The 24,805-nt window shown below is 41.3% G+C and carries 23 protein-coding genes and 1 pseudogene; 21 read left to right on the top strand and 3 right to left on the bottom strand.

What is annotated here, in order from left to right:
* The first annotated feature begins 12 nt into the window (after window positions 1-12).
* The 7 genes from AB5618_RS01625 to AB5618_RS01595 all read left to right on the top strand — a co-directional run bounded on the left by AB5618_RS01625 (window position 13) and on the right by AB5618_RS01595 (window position 6,648).
* Window positions 13-849, top strand: coding sequence for an NAD(P)-dependent oxidoreductase (locus AB5618_RS01625; protein ID WP_148462159.1), 837 nt, complete (start codon window positions 13-15; stop codon window positions 847-849).
* A 22-nt stretch (window positions 850-871) separates the two neighbouring features.
* Window positions 872-2,221, top strand: a complete 1,350-nt coding sequence (locus AB5618_RS01620) for a bifunctional 2-polyprenyl-6-hydroxyphenol methylase/3-demethylubiquinol 3-O-methyltransferase UbiG (protein WP_270413456.1) — start codon at window positions 872-874, stop codon at window positions 2,219-2,221.
* 50 nt (window positions 2,222-2,271) lie between these two features.
* Window positions 2,272-3,327 carry an acyltransferase gene (locus tag AB5618_RS01615; RefSeq protein ID WP_187566112.1) on the top strand — a complete coding sequence of 352 codons (1,056 nt, stop codon included), beginning with the start codon at window positions 2,272-2,274 and terminating at the stop codon, window positions 3,325-3,327.
* 469 nt (window positions 3,328-3,796) lie between these two features.
* Window positions 3,797-4,816: an acyltransferase family protein gene (locus AB5618_RS01610; protein WP_368365669.1), complete on the top strand. Its 1,020-nt coding sequence runs from the start codon at window positions 3,797-3,799 to the stop codon at window positions 4,814-4,816.
* A 111-nt stretch (window positions 4,817-4,927) separates the two neighbouring features.
* Window positions 4,928-5,113: a hypothetical protein gene (locus AB5618_RS01605; protein WP_148462163.1), complete on the top strand. Its 186-nt coding sequence runs from the start codon at window positions 4,928-4,930 to the stop codon at window positions 5,111-5,113.
* Window positions 5,114-5,314: 201 nt separating this feature from the next.
* Window positions 5,315-5,494 carry a hypothetical protein gene (locus AB5618_RS01600; protein ID WP_226836596.1) on the top strand — a complete coding sequence of 60 codons (180 nt, stop codon included), beginning with the start codon at window positions 5,315-5,317 and terminating at the stop codon, window positions 5,492-5,494.
* 218 nt (window positions 5,495-5,712) lie between these two features.
* The gene (locus AB5618_RS01595) at window positions 5,713-6,648 is read left to right on the top strand and encodes a glycosyltransferase family 2 protein (protein ID WP_148462165.1); all 936 of its coding nucleotides are present in this window, start codon (window positions 5,713-5,715) and stop codon (window positions 6,646-6,648) included.
* 100 nt (window positions 6,649-6,748) lie between these two features.
* Here the strand turns inward: AB5618_RS01595 and AB5618_RS01590 are convergent.
* A pseudogene (locus AB5618_RS01590) lies at window positions 6,749-6,832 on the bottom strand (DUF6783 domain-containing protein); the annotation flags it as partial.
* 96 nt (window positions 6,833-6,928) lie between these two features.
* A complete protein-coding gene (locus AB5618_RS01585; RefSeq protein ID WP_368366434.1) occupies window positions 6,929-8,932 on the bottom strand; it encodes a DUF2142 domain-containing protein in 2,004 nt (667 codons plus the stop codon).
* Window positions 8,933-9,065: 133 nt separating this feature from the next.
* Here AB5618_RS01585 and AB5618_RS01580 point away from each other — a divergent pair, with 133 nt between their 5' ends.
* The 14 genes from AB5618_RS01580 to AB5618_RS01515 all read left to right on the top strand — a co-directional run bounded on the left by AB5618_RS01580 (window position 9,066) and on the right by AB5618_RS01515 (window position 23,920).
* Window positions 9,066-11,159, top strand: a complete 2,094-nt coding sequence (locus AB5618_RS01580; protein ID WP_368366433.1) for a transglutaminase domain-containing protein — start codon at window positions 9,066-9,068, stop codon at window positions 11,157-11,159.
* A gap of 148 nt (window positions 11,160-11,307) precedes the next feature.
* The gene (locus tag AB5618_RS01575; RefSeq protein WP_195380294.1) at window positions 11,308-12,276 is read left to right on the top strand and encodes a beta-ketoacyl-ACP synthase III; all 969 of its coding nucleotides are present in this window, start codon (window positions 11,308-11,310) and stop codon (window positions 12,274-12,276) included.
* A gap of 282 nt (window positions 12,277-12,558) precedes the next feature.
* On the top strand, window positions 12,559-12,783 hold the full coding sequence (acpP, locus tag AB5618_RS01570; protein ID WP_118578781.1) for an acyl carrier protein: 225 nt from the start codon (window positions 12,559-12,561) through the stop codon (window positions 12,781-12,783).
* A gap of 145 nt (window positions 12,784-12,928) precedes the next feature.
* Window positions 12,929-13,867 (top strand): enoyl-[acyl-carrier-protein] reductase FabK, encoded by a 939-nt coding sequence (gene fabK, locus AB5618_RS01565; protein WP_118578783.1) that lies wholly within the window; start codon window positions 12,929-12,931, stop codon window positions 13,865-13,867.
* Complete coding sequence (gene fabD / locus AB5618_RS01560) at window positions 13,860-14,786, top strand: ACP S-malonyltransferase (RefSeq protein WP_195589757.1); 927 nt, start codon at window positions 13,860-13,862, stop codon at window positions 14,784-14,786. Before fabK ends, fabD begins: the two co-directional genes overlap by 8 nt.
* A gap of 148 nt (window positions 14,787-14,934) precedes the next feature.
* Entirely contained in the window at window positions 14,935-15,675 is a 741-nt protein-coding gene (gene fabG, locus AB5618_RS01555) for a 3-oxoacyl-[acyl-carrier-protein] reductase (protein WP_148462171.1), read from the top strand.
* Window positions 15,672-16,910 carry a beta-ketoacyl-ACP synthase II gene (gene fabF / locus AB5618_RS01550; RefSeq protein WP_148462172.1) on the top strand — a complete coding sequence of 413 codons (1,239 nt, stop codon included), beginning with the start codon at window positions 15,672-15,674 and terminating at the stop codon, window positions 16,908-16,910. The genes fabG and fabF overlap by 4 nt, the downstream gene beginning before the upstream one ends.
* A 106-nt stretch (window positions 16,911-17,016) precedes the next feature.
* On the top strand, window positions 17,017-17,553 hold the full coding sequence (gene accB / locus AB5618_RS01545) for an acetyl-CoA carboxylase biotin carboxyl carrier protein (RefSeq protein ID WP_148462173.1): 537 nt from the start codon (window positions 17,017-17,019) through the stop codon (window positions 17,551-17,553).
* Between the two features lie 121 nt (window positions 17,554-17,674).
* Entirely contained in the window at window positions 17,675-18,103 is a 429-nt protein-coding gene (fabZ, locus tag AB5618_RS01540; protein ID WP_118578791.1) for a 3-hydroxyacyl-ACP dehydratase FabZ, read from the top strand.
* 36 nt (window positions 18,104-18,139) lie between these two features.
* Window positions 18,140-19,504, top strand: coding sequence for an acetyl-CoA carboxylase biotin carboxylase subunit (locus AB5618_RS01535; protein WP_173770180.1), 1,365 nt, complete (start codon window positions 18,140-18,142; stop codon window positions 19,502-19,504).
* Window positions 19,494-21,254 (top strand): acetyl-CoA carboxylase carboxyltransferase subunit alpha, encoded by a 1,761-nt coding sequence (locus tag AB5618_RS01530; protein WP_173770181.1) that lies wholly within the window; start codon window positions 19,494-19,496, stop codon window positions 21,252-21,254. Before AB5618_RS01535 ends, AB5618_RS01530 begins: the two co-directional genes overlap by 11 nt.
* A 99-nt stretch (window positions 21,255-21,353) precedes the next feature.
* The gene (locus AB5618_RS01525; RefSeq protein ID WP_330602502.1) at window positions 21,354-21,791 is read left to right on the top strand and encodes a MarR family transcriptional regulator; all 438 of its coding nucleotides are present in this window, start codon (window positions 21,354-21,356) and stop codon (window positions 21,789-21,791) included.
* A 346-nt stretch (window positions 21,792-22,137) separates the two neighbouring features.
* Window positions 22,138-23,175: an ABC transporter substrate-binding protein gene (locus tag AB5618_RS01520; protein ID WP_148462176.1), complete on the top strand. Its 1,038-nt coding sequence runs from the start codon at window positions 22,138-22,140 to the stop codon at window positions 23,173-23,175.
* On the top strand, window positions 23,150-23,920 hold the full coding sequence (locus AB5618_RS01515) for an ABC transporter permease (protein ID WP_148462177.1): 771 nt from the start codon (window positions 23,150-23,152) through the stop codon (window positions 23,918-23,920). Before AB5618_RS01520 ends, AB5618_RS01515 begins: the two co-directional genes overlap by 26 nt.
* 97 nt (window positions 23,921-24,017) lie before the next feature.
* Here the strand turns inward: AB5618_RS01515 and nth are convergent, their stop codons facing one another.
* Window positions 24,018-24,656 carry an endonuclease III gene (gene nth, locus AB5618_RS01510; protein ID WP_148462178.1) on the bottom strand — a complete coding sequence of 213 codons (639 nt, stop codon included), beginning with the start codon at window positions 24,654-24,656 and terminating at the stop codon, window positions 24,018-24,020.
* Window positions 24,657-24,805: the final 149 nt, after the last annotated feature.

Raw genomic sequence — 24,805 nt, 5'->3', positions numbered from 1 at the left:
GAGGGTAAGACAATGAAAGTATTGGTAACTGGTGCTGCCGGCTATATGGGAAAATATGTAGTAAAAGAACTGCTTGGAAAAGGCCATGAGGTTTATGCAATTGACTTTAACCATAAGGAAATTGATTCAAGAGCTGAAATTCTGGATGTGGATATATTTTCCGGTGATGACAGAATTTATGAAAAGGTAAAATGTCCTGATTTATGTATTCATTTAGCATGGCAGGATGGATTTGTGCATAATTCACCAAAGCATATGGAAAACTTATCAAAGCATTTTACATTTCTGAAGAATTTAATTGATGGCGGCTGCAAAAGAATCGCAGTTATGGGAACCATGCATGAGATTGGATTCTGGGAAGGTGCAGTGGATGAAAATACTCCGTGTAATCCATTATCACAGTATGGTATTGCAAAAAATGCATTGAGACAGTCTCTTTTACTGCTAACCCAGAATTCAGATGTGAAGATTTACTGGTTAAGAGCATATTACATTCTGGGAGATGACAGACGAAACAGTTCTATTTTCACAAAGCTGCTTCAGGCAGTAGAAGATGGAAAAGAAGAATTTCCATTTACTTCAGGTGAAAACAAATATGATTTCATTGACATAAAAGATCTTGCAATGGAAATCGTAGCTGCAAGCACACAGGATGAAATTACTGGAATTATAAATGTCTGCACAGGAAATCCAGTTGCTCTGAAAGATAAGGTGGAAGCATTCATTAAAGAAAAGGGACTTCCGATTAAATTGAAATATGGAGCATTTCCTGACAGACCTTATGATTCCAAGATTATTTATGGCGATAGCACGAAAATAAATAAAATTTTAATGACAACAGGGAAATAACATTATAAAAGGATGTGATCGTGTGGAATTCGGAAATGGAAAAAAGAATCAGTTAGTATGGCGCTCGTCTGAAAACAGATATCATAATGAGGAATTCAAAGTGAATGAAGATAATGACAATGTAAATGTTGCGATACTTGCACGCCAGGTAAATGCAGAAAGTACAGTGCTTGATATTGGCTGCGGTGAGGGCAAATTTGGTGCTATGCTACTGAATAAAAAATGCCAATTATATGGAATCGATATTGATTCAGAAGCATGTCGAAATGCATCGGAAAAATATAAATATAATAAGATATTCTGCACAAATATTGAAGCGCCTGATTATGCGGATGAAGGATTTGCAGAATTAGAAAGTCTGTCTTTTGAATTTGACTATATTGCCTTGATCGACATTCTTGAACATGTAATAAATCCTACAAGGGTTATTGAAAACTCAGTCAGATACTTGAAAGATAAAGGGAAAATCCTGATCAGTGTTCCAAATGTGAATAATGCAGATATATTTTTAAATTTGCTTAATGATCATTTTAATTATCGCGAAGCGGGTGTGCTGGATAATACACACACGAAATATTTTACCAGACATTCCTTTATTGAGTGGATCGAAGATATTAATAGTACAGCAGACTTTGCACTGGATTGTGAATATATAGGAAGTACTTTCGGGGAAACCGAGTTTATGCAGGAAGTGGAGAAAAAGTATCCAAACGTGTATGAACTGATTCAGTTAAATCCATGGTTTAATGCGATTCAGCATTTGTTTGTACTGACCTATTATAAAAACAAAAAAGAGGCAAACACCAATCATCTAGAAGGACTTTTACAGGAAAAGGGTAATGATCTTGTAGGAAAGCTGAATCAGGTGCTTGATTTTTCAGGGGCAGATTTGCAGGAAAAGGATTTTTCAATGCTTCCAAATGAGAGAAGAACTTTAAAAGAGCAGGTCTTTGTATCAGAAGAAGGATGGAAAAAGTGTGCAGATGAGTTAAAGAAAGCGAAAGCCTTTGAGGAAAAAAATCAGAGAGACATTGATGAATTAAAGCAAGCATTAGAGCAATCGCAGCAAATGGTGAGTGAAAAAAATGCGGAGCTTAAAAATGTAGAGGATAAATTGGCGCAAAGTACAGCCGCACTGGAAGAAACTCGTGTTGAGTGGAAAAAGTGTGCAGGGGCATTGGAAGAAACCCGTACCGAATGGAAAGAATGTGCGGAAGCATTGGAAAATGCGAAAAAAGGCTGGGGAGAATGCGCGGAAGCATTAGAAAATGCGAAAAAAGGCTGGAAAGAATGTGCGGAAGCGTTAGAAAGTGCGAAAAAAGGCTGGAAAGAATGTGCGGATGCATTAGAACAGGAAAGAAAATCAAAGTGATGTATCCACATAAGTGAAATATAAGAGGAAATGGAGAAAGAAATTATTTAATGGCGAGGGAGAAAAGAGACAATAATTTTAATATCATTAGGTTTGTTGCTGCAATAATGGTTATGGCTGGACATATGGCATATATTGGTGGCTATACCCTTCCTACATTATGGGGAGAAGGAATTCAGGCGCTCGGAGTAAAAATCTTCTTTTTGATTGGTGGATTTCTTATTGCGAAAAGCTGGGAATCAGATTCTAATCCGGTACGGTATATGACGAAAAGAGTTTTTAGAATTTTTCCTGCGCTTATTGCATTTACATTAGTTGCTGCTTATGTGATTGGACCAATCCTGTCAACACTTACAATCAACGAATATTTTCAGTCACCACTGGTTAGAAATTATCTGCGAAATATATTGTTATTTCCAGCATATTCACTGCCGGGAGTGTTTGAAACAAATCCATATCCCAATGCAGTAAATGGTTCATTATGGACTCTGCCTATAGAATTCGCAATGTATATTTTGGTTCCGATTATTTTGATTCTTGCAGGAAAAAAAAAGGAGAAGAGATATTCTTTTGCTTTTGTTTCTGTGATTACCGTTGTATTATGTTGTCTACAAATGGTAAAACTTTTGTATCATCCTGAATGGCGTTGTGTCATATATGGGACAGATATATGGGCTGCGATGGAACTGATTCCGTGGTATCTGATTGGAGTGTTATTCACTTTTCCATGTATGCAGAAATTGTTAAATATTCAGGTAAGTATTTTGGCAGCCTTCCTGTTGTCCTGTCTGAACCCAGGATCGCTTACCTTTTGTATATTAAAATATGTGACATTTTCATATACAATATTCTCCTTTGCATTGGTGGAAAAACCAACCTTTGCAAAATGCTTTTCGCAGGCTGATATATCATATGGATTATATTTATATGGTTTTTTTGTGCAGCAGATCATAGTATATCTGTTTAATAAAAGCAGCATTGTAATAGGAGAAATTTGGTTATTGGTATTTTGTATTGGCATTACATGCATAATAGCGCTGCTTTCTTTTTTATGCGTAGAAAAGCCGATGCAGCAGCTAAGCAAGAAAATATTGGCCAGATTATAGAAAATGCATAATTATATTAGACTTTTGTTCGTCGATTATCTATGTAAAAACTATATAGTAATCGACGCTGGTTATTATGGATAGCTCTGTAAATCTTGGAAGTAGTACACGTTTTCCCATATTTACATGAATTAGAATACAATGCTGATATGGAATAATTTGATTAATTATACGATAGGGGTTGGAATGATAATTGAAGAATGTAATTTGACATTTGATCCCGATATGCTGGTGAATATCAACTCGTATAGAGAATATCATCCCAAAGAACATTTTTCCACTCTTGCCCGCCGATTACCAATGTAGTAAAATAAACCTACATGGTAATCGGCGGTTTGTTATTATGGAGGGGTTATTTCATGGGCAGATTTGTAAATCTTGGCAATAACGCGTTTCAGACTGCACTTACTATTTATAGTCACAAATTTATTATATGGGAGAAAGAAGTATGAAACAACGTATTCAATGAATTGATGTTGCAAAATGTTTTGGAATGTTTTTTATTTATTTAGGACACTATGGAGTTGTGACAGGAAATGCATATAATTGGGTTTTTAGTTTTCACGTATGTTTATTTTTTTATTTGTCTGGATGCCTTGAAAATTTTAATCATAAAACAATATTAGAAAATATTCAAAAAAAGGTTATTAATATTTTAATTCCTTTTTTCTTTTTCGCTATATTAGGCATTCTATATAATGCTGTATTGATAAATACAAATGTTTATATACACGAGAATTTAATGCTTTTATTAAAAGGGGATATTCGAAATCATATAAATTTTGGGGGCGGATTATGGTTTCTTTCTTGTCTGTTTGTTATTGAAATATTATTTTCTTTTATAAAGAAAATGAATAAAAAAATTATTATATTTATTACATGCTTAATTTTATTTATGTTCTCACAGTTTTTGATTTCTCCACCTCCCACCGTACAACCAAGTTGGTATTGGAATATTGATAGTGCATTATACTATACTATTTTTTATTGTATAGGATTTATTACATATGAGCCGGTCCTTAAACTTTTTAGAAGTAAGAAATCACTTGTAAAATGGATTTCAAATATTGCTCTGCTATTATGTTTTATATATTCGTTTTCCCTATTTTGGAAAAATAATTTATTGTCTAAAATAATTGGATTAAATGATATAATTGGAAAGATGTTTGAAATTATCACTCCGCTTCCTTCTATATTTTTAGTTCTTAGAGTTTCGTATTTTCTATCGGGTGTAGAAATATTGGAACGATTAGGAAGAGCATCTTTGTATTTGTGTGGAAATGAATTTATAATAAAGGAATTGGTTCCGCAGATTCTTGGTATATTCAACATTTCAATAACTATAAGTACTACAATTCAAGCATACATATATTGCTTTTTGCTATTATGTCTTGTAGAAAAATTGTTAATGCCATCTGAAAAATTAATTATAGAAAAATTGCAAAATGAAACTTCTTCTTTAGTTAAAATGTTGTTACAGTGTAAATGATTGTAAGTGTCTTAAAACATGGTGTAGTGACTCCAGACGTTTCTCCTGATATAATGTAATATAGTGGTTTTGAGTCACTTACGAAAAATCACACGTCGGAAAAAGAAGGGAATGAAGGACTTTATCCGTGGAATCATAGAGGAAAATCAGGGCGGTTTTGAGAACAGCCGGGGGAAATATGTTGACAGGTATGATGTATACGGTATGATAGTGAAGCGTTTTTTATGCGAGGGAGACACGAAAAAAAGGAACTTTCATATTTATTACAGTGACGGAAAAGCTTACAGTAAAAAGTAGGAGATCAAGCCCTGGATGAAAAGATTGAACGCAGATAAGCATTCCCCCGCTTCAAGTGTGCGGAGCACTAAGCAGCAGGTGAGGGGGATGCTTCTGTCAGTGGGAATTGAAAGCTCCCACTGACAGATCGCGAAGCGACTGCGTTCATGAGCAAGTAGAGAAGCGGATTGCGAATGTACGCTTTACAAAGTGGAAGCGGATGTGATCGCAGCGAAGAAAAGATATGACCATGCAACCGCAGTTTTGAAAGAGCTATTGGACAAGCGGGATACGATAAGGAAAGATGAAATCCTGTCAGCAATTGTAAAGAGTGGACGGTCTTATGAGGAGATAATGAACTTCCTGAATGTGGAAGAAACTGAGAGAGAAACAAAGGAATAGACAAGGAATGAACCACAACTGCGGCTGTGGTGCGAGTTTTAGGCGGAAAATTTCTGGAGGTTCACATTGAGGGGAAAAAAGTATTGATCGGATAGTTTGGGGAACAATCCCCTTGCCCGCCGATTGCCTATGTAGTAAAATAAAGCTACAAGACAATCGACGGATTTTTTGCGTAAAGAAAACTTACTTAAGAATCACCGGAAAGGAAAACATTTAAAATGGATAAAATAGCAGTACTAATCCCCTGTTACAACGAGAGCAAAACCATAGAAAAGGTTGTAACAGATTTCAAGAAAGTATTGCCGGAAGCGGTAATATATGTATACGATAATAATTCCACTGACCATACAGATGAAATTGCCCGCAGAGCAGGTGCTGTAGTCAGATATGAATATCAGCAGGGCAAAGGAAACGTTATTCGCAGGATGTTTCGTGAAATTGATGCACAGTGCTATATCATGGCAGACGGAGATGATACTTATCCCGCAGAGTTTGCCCCCTCAATGGTTGAGAAGGTATTGAATAAAAAGGTTGATATGGTAGTGGGAGATCGTCTGTCATCTACTTATTTTACAGAGAATAAGCGGCCATTCCATAATTTTGGAAACAGTCTGGTGCGTAAATGCATTAACATTATGTTTAAAACCCAGATAAACGACATCATGACAGGCTACAGAGCATTCAGCTACCAGTTTGTAAAGTCCTTCCCTGTATTATCCAAGGGGTTTGAGATTGAGACTGAAATGAGCATTCACGCAGTTGATAAGAACATGTATATCGAAAATGAAGTGATTGAGTACAGAGATCGTCCCGAAGGCAGTGAATCCAAACTGAATACATATTCAGATGGCTTCCGGGTACTGAAAACCATAGCCAAATTATACCGCAATTATAAGCCAATGGCATTCTTCGGACTGGTGGCAGCAGTGCTTTTGATCCTTGGAATTGGATTCTTTATCCCGGTATTTGTAACCTTCCTTGAAACCGGACGCGTGGGAAAAATTCCTACTCTGATCGTATGTGGTTTTGCTGTTTTGGGAGCAATTCAGTCATTGTTTTCCGGACTGGTCCTGCAGACAATGGTTCAGAAGAACCGGCAGGACTTTGAAATGGAACTGCAGAGAATACAGGAGCAGTATAACAAATTATTATGAAAGTTCTGGACAGCAGTGCGAAGCACGAACGTTCATATATGGTAGTAACGCTAGAGCCTGTTTGAAAAATCATTCCCGCAATCTGCATGCCCCACTTTGCGGTATATTTTGCCCGAATTCGATTGTCGTAGCCCGCTACGGCGCCCTCATCCGGACAAAATCTCCCACAAATTGTGACGCACATCTTGCAGAAAGCCCTTTTCAAACACGCTCTAGAGAAGATATGTCTGCCTGGAGAAATAATAAAAAGTGGAAGCACAAAAAAGGCTTCCACTTTTTGTTATATGATCATTGTTATAGCCTGTACAACAACAAGACTTTCAATCACCATCATAGTTTCCCATATTTTACAGCTGCGGTTATGATCCACAGACACCATAGCTGTAGAGAACAGGGAAAACAGCGCTGGAGCAAGAGGAAGAAAATAACGTCCCTGAATGCCCTGTATATGATCACAATCCATTGTGGTATAACCGACCATCATGGAAAACATGATCAGCAGCAAAGATCCCAGACAGCTAAAGGCGATAAATGTCCGGTTTTTCCTGGTGAAAACCGGGGCGTCTCCTTTTACGTTTACAAGCAGTAAAAGAATGATCAGGAATACTATTAAAAGGGACCAGTTGATATTAATATCCAGCCAGGATAATTTTCCACCTAATAAGCCTCGTAGAATGGTGTCACTGCACTGGATGACCGTATTCCATAAAATATAAATGGTTTGGAGCGGGTGCTGGAATACATATGAAATCGGATAAATAGTATTTTCCGGATCCGCAGAAATATCTGTGGCAAACATTGCAGAAAACATAGGCATAAATTTAATTAAAGTAACTGCAATTAAAAGGACAGCTCCCACGCAGATACATAAAGGAACGATCCAGCGCATCTTTTTATGCATGTGATGATGGGGCACATGGGAAAAACACATGAGCAACAATAACAAAAGTGGAAGGTAAACCCCGCCTTTCACAATTGCAATGAACAGTGCCAGAAATCCAAGAGCAATCAGGTAACTTTTTTTTCGTCTGGGGTTATGTAAACTGTAAAAACACAGCGCCGTAAACAAAAAAATGAACCCATTTATCACAGAATCATAGGAAGCAGAAGCTGCCTGCTGCAGTGTGATAGGCAAAAGCCCAAGTGCTCCCAGAAGATTTTTTCCAAATGGTGCAATGCAAATGGCTAAATAGACCAGAAGAATAAATACCAAAAGACTGCAGATTCTTGCCAGCTGGAAAGTAAGCATGGGGGAAAGATGCAGCAGCCGTCCAATACTAAGTCCTATTGCAGCCGGAACATAAACGACTGCAGGAACCAGACCTGATGTGCTTACATAGGAAATTTCAATCAGATCCGTATCCGAAGCAAACTCAAAGCTGTGAAACAGAAGCTGGTAGTAGGAGTTCGTCTCCAGTCCATTGCTTAACATATCGCTTAACTGAGCATCACAACGCCGTTTATATATGGTATTGCCTGGGGTTTCCGTATTTTTTACAAACAGCATTTTGTTAGAAAGGCTGTAAGCTGCATCAAAATGCGTTGGTTCATCCGGAACTCCGTGAACGGTAACCAGGCATTGGAAAATCAGTCCCAGAAATAAAGCAACAGGAATATAAAATTTCTGCACGGTCATCTGGCGGATAATGATCAGATAAAATGTCATTATTATAAATAAAAGCAAGATAACACACAGCGCAATATAAAAATAAAGCATGAAATTATTGTCGCCGTAAGTGAAGGAATAAATAATATTTGTATGACTGTTTGTATCGTTGTTAAACTCCTGAATTAAGGCCTGTTTTTCATTTGATGTAAAAGAAAGAACCGTTTTCTCCCCATTTATTAATTTCAGTTTTAATTGTAAATGTGCATTTTCAGAGGCACTTACTGGCTGGGACAGATCGCAGGTCAGTTCTTTCTTTTTTGTTGCGCGGAAAACGGAAAGCGTGTGTTCTGCCTGATAATAAATTTCTCCGGAATCTGCATTCGTCAAGGTGATGAAAAGGCGGGCATTGGAAGTTTTATTTTTTGCAGTGCCCTCAAGTGTAAACATCTTTAACTCAGGAACTGTACAGGTAAACGTCTCTGTAAGAACGGGGGAATCCGAGGACAAGGTTATGGTACCTGTAGGTTTATGAGTTGTCATCATAACGTACTCAATGGGCTGATGAAGGTTAAAACGAAACTGGGCTTTATACATAAGAAGACATACACCACTGATAGAGAGAAGAATGATAAAAAGCGAGAGGATATGTCCTGGTATTTTCTTTTCTTTATTCATATATAGAATCTCCTGTGTAAAAAATATTTGTGAAATATGCTCTGCTATTCACACAAAAATAAAATTTCATGTTAAAATATTATAACGAATCGGAAATAAATATGCAATGATTTATAAGAAAAGAGAGGGATAAATGAAGAAACGGAAGCGCTTACTGGTTATACTTTCAACATTTGTCATGGCTGCTCAGCCCCTGTGCGTTGCCGCAGAAATGCAGGATGCAGAAGGCTTTGGGGCAGTAGAAGAAATATGGGCTGACGAGGAGAACGAGGAGGAATTTTCAGCTGCTCCTGAAGTGGGGAATGAGGATTTAAATGGCTTTCAGGCTGAAATTTCCACAGAGGAAAATGACAGGATTGAGGCAGAAGAATCTGGTGAGATCATCTCCGGTGCTATTGCAGGAGATTCCGTTGACAGCGGCATCAGCCTTTTTTCTCTGGACTATTACACGGACAGCTATGGTGCTCAGTTGGATGGAAATGCAAAGGCCTTGTATGATCTTCTGGTGCAGAATTATGTGGTGGATTACAGCCAGTATCTGGACAGTGTTGATTTTCCTTTTGAATTTCCTGATACCATTACATTTGAAGCAGTTGTTGAGGATGGCAGTTTTCAGAGAAAAGGAGAAAGCTATGTACAGGCTACCAATGATGTGAAAACAGCCATTCAGGCAGCTTCAGATGCTTTTTCCTATGATTATCCACAGGCATTCTGGTTCAGGGGCAGCAACTATGGATACCGGGTCAGCTGTGTTCGGGATGGGTCCTCTTCTACCGGATACAGGGGAACCTTTAAGAATTTCACCTTTAAACCGGCAAACAGGGAAATCAGTGAGAATTCCCATACTCGAATGGGGGATTTTATGGGTGGTGTTCAGAGTGCTGTTGCAGAGCTGAATGAGCAGACTTTGGGCATGGATATGGAGCAGAAAATAAAGCGGATTCATGATTATATCTGTCAGAGAGTTACTTACAGGAACGATAATACTTTGTGGGTGCATTCTGCCGCCTCGTTGTTTCTGGATGCAGATCCTGCATTTGTCTGCGAGGGCTATGCGAAATCCATGAAAATTTTCTGCTATTATATGGGAATAAATTGTGCCTGTGTCAGCGGAACAGCCAGGGGAACTTCTTCAGGAACTCCTGGAGCGCACATGTGGAATTATGTACAGATGGATGATGGAAACTGGTATCTGGTGGATGCCACATGGGATGATGTGGGAACACCGCCATCTTCACGATATTTGCTGGTGGGACGCTCTACAAAGGGACAATATATTACCATTGGTGAGGAGCGTGTGGAGTATACCAGTTTTTCTACTACTTCAGCAGAAACGGCTGGTCCTGTGTTTATTTTGCCGGTTCTGGCAGAAGAGAGTTATGCAGATAATAAGGGGAAAAATGAGCCCGCAGTTACAGTTGTGCCTACAGTGACACCAACTGCGGCGGTAAGTGCGGGACCGACCCCGACCGTAAGCGTGAAACCAGCGCCAACCGTAAGTGTGGCTCCGACTCCGACTGCAAGTGCGGAACCGACCCCGACCGTAAGCGTGAAACCGGCGCCAACCGTAAGTGCGGGACCGACCCCGACCGTAAGCGTGAAACCGGCGCCAACCGTAAGTGTGGCTCCGACCCCGACTGCAAGTGCGGAACCGGCACCGACTGTAAGCGTGAAACCGGCGCCAACGGCAAGTGCGAAAACGACACCCACCGCGAGTGTAGCCCCGATACCAACTGTAAGCGTGGCTCCAATACCGACTGCGACACCTATACCAACTACCACCATACTTACCTTACGGGTAAAACAAACCTACAAGTCAGGTGGTAAAATAAAGTCAGTCCGCACCACCAATAAAAAGATTGTCAAAGTGGATAAGAAGGGCAAAATCACTGGGAAAAAAGCTGGAAAAGCAACGGTAACCATCACTTATACCAACGGAAGCCGTAGGATTTTCCTGGTAAAAGTGCAGAAAGGCATTGTAAAAACAACGGCTGTTTCCGTGAATAAACGGAATATAATCCTTGCCAGAAAAGGAAAAAGCTTTCAGCTGAAAGTTACTCGCACACCAGTCACCAGCCAGCAAAAAGTAACTTATAAAAGTTCCAATTCCAAAGTAGCAGCAGTAAATTCAAAAGGAAAAATAGTTGCGAAAAAGAAAGGAACAGCTACAATTACAGTGAAGTCAGGAAACAAAAAAATTACCTGCAAAGTCAAAGTAAAGAAATAACCCCAAAATACTGTCAGAACCGAAACAAAATAAAGTTTTGGTTTTGACAGTATTTTTTTATTGACAAAGTCCAAAAATGTGATATACTTTGATAATCAAACTATTTTAAATTAAAAATAAGAACTACACAACATACCTGGAGGGTATTATGGTTGGAAAAATAAAGGGAACCGGTTCCTACAGGCCGGTTCAGGTGTGGGACAATGACAAACTGTCCCACATGATGGATACAAGTGATGAGTGGATTCGTGGGCGAACCGGAATCGGTCAGAGACACATTGCAAGCGGTGGAGAGACCGTTGCTTATATGGCAGCTCGTGCGGCTGAGGAAGCTCTTTCAGATGCAGGAATGCGACCGGAAAAGATTGATTTGCTCCTGGTGTCTACCATGTCATCTGAAAGAATCATGCCGTGTGCTGCATGCGAAGTGCAGAAACTGATCGGTGCAGTGAACGCAGCCTGCTTTGATCTGAACGGTGCATGCACAGGATTTCTGTTGGCGTTGAATACAGCCCAGGCCTATCTGGGACAGCAGATTTATCGCAGGGCATTGGTAATTGGTTCTGAAACTCTTTCCCATCTTACAAACTGGAAGGACAGAAGTACCTGCGTATTGTTTGGCGATGGCGCCGGTGCGGTGGTGCTGGAAGCGGAAGAAAATGCAGTCTATACCCAGGCTGTTCATTCTATTGGAAGTAAAGGCGAAGCCCTTACCTGTGTCAGCCGCAATCAGCAGCAATTTATAGAAAAAGACGCAGATATTTCTTCAACTTACATGCAGATGGATGGAAAAGAAGTATTCAAATTTGCAGTTTCCAAAGTTCCGGAAGTGATTATGGAGGTTTTGGAAAAAGCAGGAAAAACAAAAGAAGAAATCCGCTTTTACATGCTTCATCAGGCGAATAAAAGAATCGTTGCTTCAGTGTCAAAACACATGAACGAACCTTTGGAAAAGTATCCGATGAATATAGAAAATCTGGGAAATACATCCTCCGCAAGCATTCCGCTTCTCCTGGATGAGTGGAATAAAAAAGGCAGATTAAATTCAGGAGACTGGATTATCCTTTCAGGATTTGGCGGTGGACTTACCTATGGAGCCAGCCTGCTTCAGTGGTAAAAATGTGTATCAGGGCTTTGAAAAATAAAACTATAGCAGATAAAAAAGCTGCTTTGCTCTGGAAATCAGGTAATTCAGGCTGATAAATACAGGTTGTTAGAGAGCGTTTTGAAAATCATTTCCGCAATCTGCGCGCCCTATTTTACAGTATATTTTGCAGAATGTCTTTTTCAAACACACTCTGGTCATATAAAGTGAACAGCAACCATGTAAAGCTTTGAATCATAAAAAGTTGAAAAATGGATTTGAAAATCTAAAAAACAAAATAAGGAGAACAAAAAAATGTTAGAAAAAATCAAAGAAATCGCAGCAGATTCATTAGGAGCAGACGTAAGTACAATGACAGCAGAAACATCTTTCAAAGAAGATCTCGGAGCAGATTCCCTTGATCTTTTTGAGATGGTAATGGCACTGGAGGAAGAGTTTGAGGTAGAGATTCCTACTGAAGATCTTGAGAATATTAAGACCATCGGTGATGTGGAAAGCTATCTTCAGAGTCGCCAGTAATTTGGAAATTTTGTATTCAGGCTTTGGCAGTATACATAAATAATAAGCCGGAATGTCAAGAAATATAAGTTGTTTACAGGATGATTCCGGCATGTATTTGCCATAGGTGGGCATGGTATAACGGAATTACAGAATGGAGAATTTCATGAAAACAGAAGTTACGGAATTACTTGGAATTGAATACCCGATCATTCAGGGCGGCATGGCCTGGGTGGCAGAATATCATCTGGCAGCAGCTGTTTCAGCAGCTGGCGGGCTTGGGCTGATTGGAGCCGCAAGCGCTCCTGCAGACTGGGTTCGACAGCAGGTACGGGAGGTGAAAAAACTCACCGATAAACCTTTTGGTGTGAATATTATGCTGATGAGTCCATATGCAGATGAGATTGCACAGGTAATTGTGGAAGAAAAAGTTCCAGTGGTTACAACTGGTGCAGGAAACCCTGAGAAATACATGAAAATGTGGAAAGAAGCAGGAGTAAAGATCATTCCGGTTATTGCTTCTGTGGCTCACGCAAAGAGAATGGAGCGATGCGGAGCGGATGCCGTAGTGGCAGAAGGATGTGAATCCGGCGGCCATATCGGTGAGACAACCACAATGGTTCTGGTGCCTCAGGTCGTAGATGCAGTGAACATTCCGGTTATTGCAGCTGGTGGAATCGCAGACGGAAGAGGGATTGCAGCAGCCTTCATGCTTGGTGCAAAAGCCGTTCAGATGGGAACTCATTTTGTGGCAACCACAGAGTGCTGGGCACATCAGAATTACAAAGATATGATACTGAAAGCAAAGGACATTGATACAAAGGTAACCGGTCGTTCCACCGGTCATCCGGTACGTGCTCTCCGCAATCAGATGACAAAAGAATACTTGAAAAAAGAGGCAGAAGGAGTTCCGTTTGAGGAACTGGAGCAGATGACGCTTGGCAGCCTGCGCCGTGCTGTTGTAGACGGAGATGTGAAAATGGGAAGCGTTATGGCTGGTCAGAGTGCAGGACTTGTGAAGGAGCAGATGAGCTGTCAGGAACTGATCAGAAAGTTGGTAAAAGAGACGGATGCGTTGTTGAAAGGAACTGGAATTTATGAGTAAGATCGCATTTCTTTTCCCTGGACAGGGAGCACAGAAGGCTGGAATGGGACAGGATTTTTATGAAAAGTATCCCTCTGCCAGACAGGTTTTTGACCAGGCAAGTCAATGGCTTTCTCTGGATATGAAAGCTCTTTGCTTTGAAAAAAATGACAGATTAAACCTTACAGAATATACGCAGGCAGCACTGGTAACCACCTGTCTTGCAATGGAAAAAGTGGTGGAGGAGTGTGGGCTTCATCCGGATATAACTGCCGGATTAAGCCTTGGAGAGTACTGTGCCATTGCTGTTTCAGGTGGAATGAGTATGAAAGATGCCATAGTAACTGTGCGAAAAAGAGGAATCCTTATGGAACACGCAGTGCCGGCAGGAGAAGGCTCTATGGCAGCTGTTATAGGTCTTGATGCAGATAAGATCCAGAACGCAATTGCAGGAACAAAGGCTGAAATTGCCAATTACAATTGCCCTGGACAGATTGTTATCACAGGACCAAAACCTGCTGTAGAAGAAGCTTCTGTGAAGCTGAAAGAAGCCGGTGCAAGACGTGTACTTTCCCTTGCAGTAAGTGGCCCTTTTCATTCCTCTTTGCTTCAAAATGCAGGAAAAGAACTGGAAAAAGAACTGTCAAAAGTAGAGCTTTCCGGTCTGAAGATTCCTTATGTGACCAATGTGACCGCCCAGTATGTGACAGACATCAGCGAGACAAAAAATCTTCTTGCAAGGCAGATTTCTTCCTCTGTTCTCTGGCAGCAGAGTGTGGAAAAGATGATTCAGGAGGGTGTGGATACTTTCGTAGAAATTGGTCCCGGAAAGACTTTGGCTGGTTTTATGAAGAAAATAGCGCCGGAAATGAAGACCTATAATATTCAGAATGTGGAAGATCTTGAACAGATTTCAGATCTTATACACAGTAGAAAATAAGATCAAAAACAGTTAATTAAAATAATACAGGTATTATCAGAAGCAGCCGATACGGAGAAATTCAGAAGTGGTTAACAAAGGAAAAGTTAATGTTTGTCGTGCTGGAAAAATATGATATTCACCTGACTTTACAGGAGTAAAACAAGGAATGAATGCAGAAAAAAAGATTGCAGTTGTAACAGGTGCTTCCCGTGGAATCGGAAGAGCGATTGCTCTTGAGCTTGCTGCTAAGGGAGCATTTGTAGTTATAAATTATAATGGTTCAAAAGAAAAAGCGGAGGCAGTGAAAGCTGAGATTATTGCTGCCAGAGGTGCGGCTGAAACCAGTCAGTGCAACGTATCTGACTTTGATGCCTGCGGTGCTTTTATTAAAGAAACAGTAAAAAAATATGGACAGATAGATATCTTGGTGAATAACGCAGGAATTACAAAAGACGGGCTTCTGATGGCAATGAGTGAGGATGATTTCTGCAGGGTTATAGATACAAATCTTAAAGGAACTTTTAACTGCATTCATCATGTGGCCAGACAGATGTTGAAGCAGAAAAGCGGACGCATTGTAAATATGGCATCCATTGTTGGCATCGGCGGAAACCCCGGACAGGCTAATTATGCAGCCTCAAAAGCAGGTGTGATCGGTCTCACAAAGACTGCAGCAAAGGAACTTGCATCAAGAGGAATTACCGTAAATGCCGTTGCTCCTGGCTTTATCAGAACGGACATGACAGATGTACTTTCTGATAAGGTAAAAGAAGAAACCTTGAAGAATATTCCTATGGGAACTTATGGTGAACCGGAGGATGTAGCCAAGGCAGTAGCATTCCTGGCATCACCGGAAGCCAGATATATTACAGGGCAGGTTTTGTGCGTAGATGGAGGAATGTTATGAGTAAAAGACGTGTAGTGGTGACTGGACTTGGAGCAGTAACACCTGTGGGAAATAATGTGCAGGCCTTCTGGGAAAGTGTAAAAACAGGCAAAATAGGAATCGGAGAAATTACCAGATTTGATACTGCAGATTTTAAGGTGAAGCTTGCGGCAGAAGTAAAAGATTTTAATGCAAAAGATTATATGGATTTCAAATCTGCCAAACGAATGGAACTGTTTTCCCAATATGCAGTGGCTGCAGCAAAGGAGGCTATGGCAGATGCAGGAATTGAAATGGGAAAAGAAGATCCTTTCCGTGTTGGAGTGATCGTGGGATCCGGAATTGGGAGCCTTCAGGCAATGGAATCTGCAGATCAGAGACTGATCCAGCGCGGACCATCCAAGGTTGACCCTCTTCTTGTTCCCAAAATGATCAGCAATATGGCCGCTGGAAACGTATCCATTGCTCTTGGTGCAAGGGGAAAATGCACCAACGTAGTGACTGCCTGTGCGTCTGGAACACATTGTATCGGAGATGCATTTCGTGCAATCCAGTATGGTGATGCAGAGGTTATGATCGCAGGGGGAACGGAAGGTGCGATCAGCCCGGTTGGTGTGGCTGGATTCACGAATCTGACCGCCCTTAGCACCAGTCAGGATCCATATCGTGCGTCCATTCCATTCGATAAAGAAAGAGGCGGTTTCGTAATTGGAGAAGGAGCCGGAGTTGTTGTTCTGGAGGAACTTGAGCATGCAAAAGCACGTGGTGCGAAGATCTATGCTGAGGTAGTGGGATATGGCGCAACTGCCGATGCCTACCACATTACGTCTCCGATTGAAGACGGCAGCGGAGCGGCGCATGCTATGACGGATGCCATGAAAGAAGCTGGTGTACAACCTGAAGAAATCGACTACATTAATGCGCACGGAACCGGTACACATCACAACGATCTCTTTGAGACAAGAGCCATTAAAGCAGCACTTGGAGATGCGGCAAAGAAGGTAAAAATCAATTCTACTAAATCTATGATCGGACATCTTTTAGGAGCCGCCGGAGGTGTGGAAGCTGTTGTCTGTGTGAAGTCTATTGAGGAAGGGTTTATTCATCAGACTGTAGGCACAAAGGAGACAGAAGAAGAGTTGGATCTCGATTATTGTATCGGCGGACCAACACGGCAGGAAGTAAATTATGCTATGAGCAATTCTCTTGGATTTGGTGGACATAACGCAGTACTTTTAATGAAAAAATACAGGTGAAAGCGAGTATTATCAGTTTGCGAAGCCTGTGCCTGTGAAGGTACTGAAAAGATATATTTAAAGTATGAATTGCTGTAGAAATTGCTGTAAATAAGGAGAAAAAATCATGGAATTTGAACAAATATTAAAGTTGGTCGACCATGTATCAGCTTCTCATCTGGAGTCTTTCTGCTATGAAGGTGATGGAGTGAAACTGACTTTAAATAATAAAATTGCACCTGTGATCATACCTGGAACCATGCAAAATAACATATTATCGGGTGCTGAAACAGGAGAAAAAGGTTTCGTATATGGAGAAAAATATAGCATTTCGGAACAGGCTCCAGATAGAAAAATGGCGGATAAAGAACTTTCTGCAAGTGAGAAAAAACAGGCTTCAGATACAGTGATTTCCAACGGAGAACCAACAGGAAATACTGTGAAATCTCCTCTGGTAGGAACATTCTATGCAGCTCCATCTGAGGATGCTCCTGCCTTTGTAAAAGTGGGAGATATAGTAAAAAAAGGACAGATTCTTGCTATTGTAGAAGCTATGAAACTGATGAACGATATTGAAAGCGATTTTGATGGAGAAGTTGCAGAAATTCTGGTTGAAAACGGTCAGCCTGTAGAGTATGGACAGCCGTTATTTGTAATCCGTTGATATAGAAAGAAGCTAAATTTTATAATATCCATGTTAAAAGGTCAGAATCCCTTTTGACACGCAGACCATTTTATCAAAAATAGGATAAATACATTTGTTTTTCAATGAAATAGGAGCAGATATGAATCACTTAAATATAAAACAAATTGAGGAAATCCTTCCTCATCGTCACCCGTTCCTTTTGGTTGACTACATCGAAGATTATGAACCGGGAGAATTTGCTGTTGGCTATAAATGTGTCACATTCCGGGAGGATTTTTTTAAAGGACATTTTCCCCAGGAGCCGGTAATGCCAGGCGTTCTGATCGTGGAGGCACTGGCACAGACAGGTGCGGTCGCGATTCTTTCCAAGCCTGAAAACAAAGGCAGGATTGCTTACTTTGGCGGCATTGATAAGTGCCGGTTTAAAGGGAAAGTTCAGCCTGGAGATAAGCTAAAACTGGAAATGAAAGTCATGAAACAGAAAGGGCCTATGGGTGTTGGAGAGGCTGTGGCAACTGTGGATGGAAAGGTTGTAGTGAAAGCGGAACTTACTTTTATGGTGGGCTAGATAGATATATATTACGATACTCGGAAGGGTGAAATTATGATCAGAAAGTTATTAATTGCCAATCGCGGAGAAATTGCCGTAAGGATCATCCGCGCCTGTCGGGAAATGGGAATAGAAGCAGTTGCAGTGTATTCTGAGGCAGACAAAGAAAGCCTGCATACGCAGCTTGCAGACGAAGCCATCTGTATTGGACCGGGACCTTCTGTTAAAAGTTATCTGAATATGGAAAGTATTATCAGTGCCGCCATAGTATCCGGTGCAGATGCAATACATCCTGGATTTGGCTTCTTATCTGAAAATGCCAGATTTGCCCAGATTTGTGAGCAGTGCGGCATCACTTTTGTGGGACCTCCATCACAGGTAATCCAGAATCTGGGAAACAAACAGATTGCCAGAAATACCATGGAAGCAGCAGGAGTTCCAGTAATCCCTGGCACCACAAAAGCTATTCTGGATGTGGAAACAGGAGCAAGAGAGGCCAGTCAGATCGGCTATCCGGTCATTATAAAAGCAGCTCTTGGAGGCGGTGGAAAAGGTATGAGGACTGCCTTTTCTCCGGAGGACTTTGAACTGGCATTTCTTACAGCTCAGAAGGAATCTCAGATCGCATTTGGAGATGGAACCATGTATATTGAGCACTTTGTGGAACATCCCAGACATATTGAATTTCAGATTCTTGCAGACAGTCATGGAAATGTAGTGCATCTTGGAGAAAGAGATTGTTCTATTCAGCGAAATCATCAGAAAATGATTGAGGAATCTCCTTCTATGGCAGTGTCAGAAGAACTGCGGAAAGAGATGGGAATTGCAGCAGTAAAAGCGGCGAAAGCAGCACATTATGTAAATGCTGGAACCATTGAATTTCTCCTTGAAAAGACAGGAAAATTTTATTTTATGGAGATGAATACCCGTATTCAGGTTGAGCATCCTGTGACAGAATGGGTTACTGGTCTGGATCTGGTAAAGGAACAGTTAAGGATTGCTTCCGGGGAAACTTTGCATTTTTCCCAGGAGGATATTCATATTCAGGGACATGCCATAGAATGTCGTATTAATGCCGAAAATCCATGGAAAAATTTTCGCCCATCACCCGGAACAATCACGGATCTTCATCTTCCCGGAGGCCAGGGAATCCGGGTAGATACAGGAATTTACAGTGGTTATCAGATTCCACCGTATTATGATTCCATGCTTGCAAAGCTGATCGTACACGGCAATAACCGTGAGGAAGCAATTGCAAAAATGAAAAGCGCTCTGGGAGAAATGATCATTCAGGGTGTTGATACAAATGTAGACTATCAGTTTGAAATCATGAACGATCCGGACTATCAGAAAGGGGTATTTGATATCGGCTTTCTGGAGAGTCATCAGATCGGAGGAGTGAAGGTAAATGAAGCTTAGATATGCCTTTAAACGTACAATTGCAAACAAATCTGCAGGTGCAGATAAAGAACTGAAACCAGAAGTGCCGGATGGTATGCTGAAGAAATGTAATGCCTGCAAGGCCGCTGTATTTGTAGATGAGGTGAAAAAGAATGCCTATATCTGTCCGCATTGCGGTAATTATTTCCGTGTTCATGCGAGGAGAAGAATCGAAATGCTGGCAGATGAAGGAACCTTTGAAGAGTGGGATAAGGTAATGCCAATAAGTAATCCTTTGTCCTATAAAGGGTACGAAGAGAAGGTAAAAAAGCTTCAGGAAAAGACAAATCTGGACGAAGCAATTGTCACAGGAAAGGCAAAAATAGGCGGAATATCTGTAGTGCTTGGAGTGTGTGACAGCCGTTTTCTCATGGCCAGTATGGGAGAAAATGTGGGAGAAAAAATTGCAAGAGCAGTGGAAAGGGCAACACAGGAACGGCTGCCTGTAGTGCTTTTTGCCTGCTCAGGAGGTGCCAGAATGCAGGAAGGAATTGTATCCCTGATGCAGATGGCAAAGACTTCCGCAGCTTTAAAAAGACACAGCGATTCCGGGCTTCTTTATATCAGTGTCCTTACGAATCCAACTACCGGTGGTGTGACAGCAAGCTTTGCCATGTTGGGAGATATTATCCTGGCAGAACCAGGTGCATTGATTGGTTTTGCAGGTCCCAGAGTGATAGAACAAACGATCCGGCAGAAGCTTCCTAAAGGCTTTCAGAGTTCAGAATTTCTGTTGGAACATGGATTTATTGATCAGATTGTAGAACGAAAGAACATGAAAGAAACACTGGCCAGACTCTTGAAAATGCACTGTAAAAATGACAGCATGGAAAGTCTGGAAGGGCAGGAAAATGCAGAGAATATTTCTGCAAAAAAATCTGATTCAGCTGTCGACATGTCTGTAAACAGCAAATCAAATGTGGATTTTACAACGAAAATCACAGCAAAAAAATCCGCCTGGGAGCATGTTTCTCTTGCACGAAGCAAAGAACGTCCAACAGGAAAAGATTATCTTCCCTGGCTGTTCGATTACTTTACAGAGCTTCATGGAGACAGACTTTTTGGCGATGATCCGGCTCTGGTTGGCGGTATTGCATACCTTGCAGGAAAGCCTGTAACGGTGATTGCCCAGGAAAAAGGAAGTGGTACAAAAGAGAATATTGCCCATAATTTTGGCATGGTTTCTCCGGAAGGTTACCGAAAATCCCTGCGTCTTATGAAGCAGGCAGAAAAGTTCCACAGACCAGTGATCTGCCTTGTGGATACACCTGGGGCATTCTGTGGACTGGAGGCGGAAGAACGGGGCCAGGGAGAGGCAATTGCCCGAAATCTGTATGAGCTCTCCAGCCTTAAAGTTCCGGTGCTTTCTATTGTAATTGGAGAAGGTGGCAGCGGTGGGGCCCTTGCTCTTGCCGCAGGTGATCAGGTCTGGATGATGGAGAATTCCATTTATTCAATTCTTTCTCCAGAAGGCTTTGCATCTATTTTGTGGAAAGACAGCACACGGGCAAAGGAAGCCGCAGAAGTAATGAAGCTGACAGCTGCAGATCTGAAGGACCTTGGAATTATCGAGCAGGTAATCCCTGAGAATCAGCCTCTTACCAGAGAAAATATGGCAGATACCATGGAAGAATTGAAAAACAGAATAGAAGAATTCCTGGAAACTTATCAGATGCTTGATCCGGAAAAATTACTGAATAAGCGCTATAAGCGTTTTCGAAATTTGTAAAATTGTAGAAAAACATATCAAATTGTGATATACTTACCGTAAATATTTGCTTGAATGTTTTATAGAAAATAATGTTGTCACATTATAGGAGAGAAAAGAGTGGAGAACAGGGAAGTTATTAATGATGTACTGGTACATCTGTTCAACGAGATTATGGAGCTGGAAGAGCAGGCGATCATTACGGAAGAATATAAGGATATCACCAATAATGATATGCATATTATTGAAGCTGTAGGCCTTGGCGGGAACAAAATGTCCGACATTGCGGCCAAACTGAATATCACCGTAGGTTCCCTGACTACTTCCATGAACAGCCTTGTAAAAAAGGGATACGCCACAAGGGAGCGAAGTGAGCAGGACCGTCGTGTGGTATTTATCCATCTCACCCTGAAAGGGAGAAAGGCATATCATCACCATGCGGAATTTCACCGCAAAATGACAGATGCAGTGCTTGATGTACTGGACGAGAAGGAAGCTCTTGTCCTTGCCAAGGCACTGGACAGTCTGACCCTTTTCTTCAGGCAGTATAAATCATAATATCGGTAGAACCGGGTCATTTTGACTGTGATAAAGCTGAACTTCTCCTTTTTGAATCTCATATTTTGATCTGGATAATGATTATGACGCATATAGTTTGGCTATAAATCCAAGAGACAAATATCTGACTGCTGTAGCAGTATAGTTTCTATTACGGTTACTGTTCACTCCGTTCACAGTAACACGCTTCGCGATGCACAGAAATCATGCTTTGCATGATTTCGCGCCGCAACTCTCGGGTTTTCTGTGAACTTTGTTCACAAAAAACACCTCGCGGAATGTTACCAGTGAACAGTAACCTATTACGAACTGATGGGATCAGGTAAAGATCCGGAAAGGACATTCTATGAAGAGAAGAGCATTATCATGGTTTATGGCAGCTGCACTTGGTGTTGGAACAATGGCTGGAGGTATTGGAAGCGCAAATATTGTATTGGCAGAAGAACAGAAGGAAGAAACGGAAGCGGCAGATGAGACATCAGAAGAGCCGGCTGATGAGACGGATTCAGACAGTTCTGTAATGAAAATTGGGGCACTGAAGGGTCCTACTGCAATGGGAATGGCACAGCTTCTGGACGATGAGAATTACGAGTTTTCCCTTGCTGCATCTCCAGATGAAATTGTCCCAATGATCGTTCAGGGACAGGTAGATGTAGCAGCTGTTCCATCCAATTTAGCCTCCGTTTTATATCAGAAAACAGATAAAAACGTCAGCGTTCTGGCAGTAAATACTCTTGGTGTTCTTTATCTGGTGGAGAATGGTGATTCCATCCAGTCTGTAGATGATTTAAAGGGAAAAACGATCTATGCCAGTGGTAAAGGTGCGACTCCGGAGTATGCGTTAAACTCTGTTCTGAAGTCTAATGGACTGGATCCGGAGAAGGATGTGACCATTGAGTACAAGTCTGAGCATGCAGAGGTTGTAGCAGCGCTTGCAGAAGACCAGACAGCAGTTGGACTTCTTCCACAGCCTTTTGTAACCACTGCACTTATGAAGAATGAGAACCTTCGTGTGGCCCTTGACCTGAATGAGCTTTGGGAGTCTTCTGCAACAGATGGAAGCAGGCTGGTAACAGGTGTTGTAATTGCCAGAAATGATTATCTGAAAGAGCATGAAGCAGATATTGATGCGTTTATGGATGCATATAAGGACTCTGTAGAATTTGTAAATTCTGATACAGAAGCAGCTGCCCAGATCATTGGAAACCATGATATTATTCCGGCAGAAGTTGCAGCAAAAGCCATTCCGGAATGCAGTATTGTATTCATGGAGGGCGACGAAATGCAGACCATTCTTTCCGGCTATCTGAACACACTAAATGAGCAGAATCCGGAAACAATCGGAGGTCAGTTACCAGATGAGGACTTCTATTATAAACGCTGATAAGGCAAAAAAATATCGGATATTTTATAAAATTGTGGCAGCTGCTGTATGGATTATGGTATGGCAGCTGACCAGTATGTGGCTGAAACAGGAGATCCTTCTGGCATCTCCTGTTTCTGTTATAAAGAGACTTACCGAATTGATTGTAATGGGAGATTTCTGGAAATCTGTGGTGTTCAGTTTCGTAAGGATTATACTGGGATTTTCTCTGGCTTTGATCCTGGGAACGGTTCTGGCGGCGCTTTCTTCTGCTTTTTTTGCTGTGGAAGTGCTGATGGAGCCATTGATCATGGTGATAAAAGCTACGCCAGTTGCTTCTTTTATCATTCTGTGCCTGATTTGGATCCCATCCAGAAACTTATCCGTTTTTATTTCGTTTCTCATGGTTTTTCCAGTGGTATATACAAATATTCTGGAAGGAATCAGGCAGACGGACAAACAGCTTCTGGAGATGGCAGATTCCTTTGGAGCGGGAGTGGGAAAAAAATTACAATTTATCTATCTTTCCCAGGTTATGCCATATGCAGTTACTGCCTGTAAACTGGGACTTGGTCTCTGTTGGAAAGCGGGAATTGCGGCTGAAGTAATCGGCATTCCTGCTGGTTCCATCGGTGAAAAATTATACAAAGCCAAGGTGTATCTGGAGACACCAGACCTGTTTGCATGGACAATTGTCATTATTGCAGTGAGTGTGGGATTTGAGAAGATTTTTATGTTTGCGTTGAGAAGAAGTGTGGGAGAATAACCGTAAAAGGAAGCATTTTCGAGAAAATATCCGGGCGAAAATGCTTCCTTTTTATAGGGAGCTTTAAAACCTGCATATCCTGCAGAAAGCCTTTGCTTTAGTCTACTCCGTTTTTTGCGCAGATATCAGCGAGACAGCATCTGTCGCAATAAGGCCTGGTTCTGGCAGTACAGACTTCCCGTCCGTGGTTTACCAGGCGGTGACAGAAGTCATTTCCCTCTTCCGGCGGAATGATTTTCCACAGTGCCATTTCAACTTTCTTAGGATCCTTGATTCCATCCACAAGGCCAATCCGGTTGGTGAGACGAATGCAGTGTGTATCAGTGACAATAGCTGGTTTACCGAATACATCGCCCATGATCAGATTGGCACTTTTGCGTCCTACACCAGGGAGGGCGAGAAGAGCGTCAAAGTCACATGGAACATTGTCATGGTATTTTTCATGCAGGATTTTCATGCATGCGCTGATGTCTCTGGCTTTACTTTTTCCCAGTCCGCAAGGCTTTACAATCGCTTCAATTTCTTCAGGGGTAGCTGCTGCAAGTGCGGCTATGTCCGGATATCTGGCATACAGATCCTGCACTACAACATTGACTCTGGCATCTGTACACTGTGCTGCCAGCCGTACGCTAACCAACAGTTTCCAGGCTTCATCGTAATCAAGAGTGCAATCTGCCAGGGGGTATTCTTTCTTTAATCGATCTATCACTTCAAGAGCGAGTTCTTCCTTTGTCATTTTGTAAAATCCTTTCATGAATGATGTATTCATTGTAATTGGAAATCTTCGATTTTGCAAGTTTATGCTGCGCTATTTTGTATGAACTTAGGAAAAAGTTACTGGTCACGGAGTGACCAGTAATGGGAAAAAAATCACTGTTGACTCTG

Source organism: Ruminococcus sp. J1101004sp1_RTP21198st1_B9_RTP21198_201120 (genome assembly GCF_040924245.1).
Classification (GTDB): domain Bacteria; phylum Bacillota; class Clostridia; order Lachnospirales; family Lachnospiraceae; genus Blautia_A; species Blautia_A faecis.
Note: the sequence above shows the minus strand (reverse complement) of the source record. Positions and strands in the feature narration are given on the sequence as shown.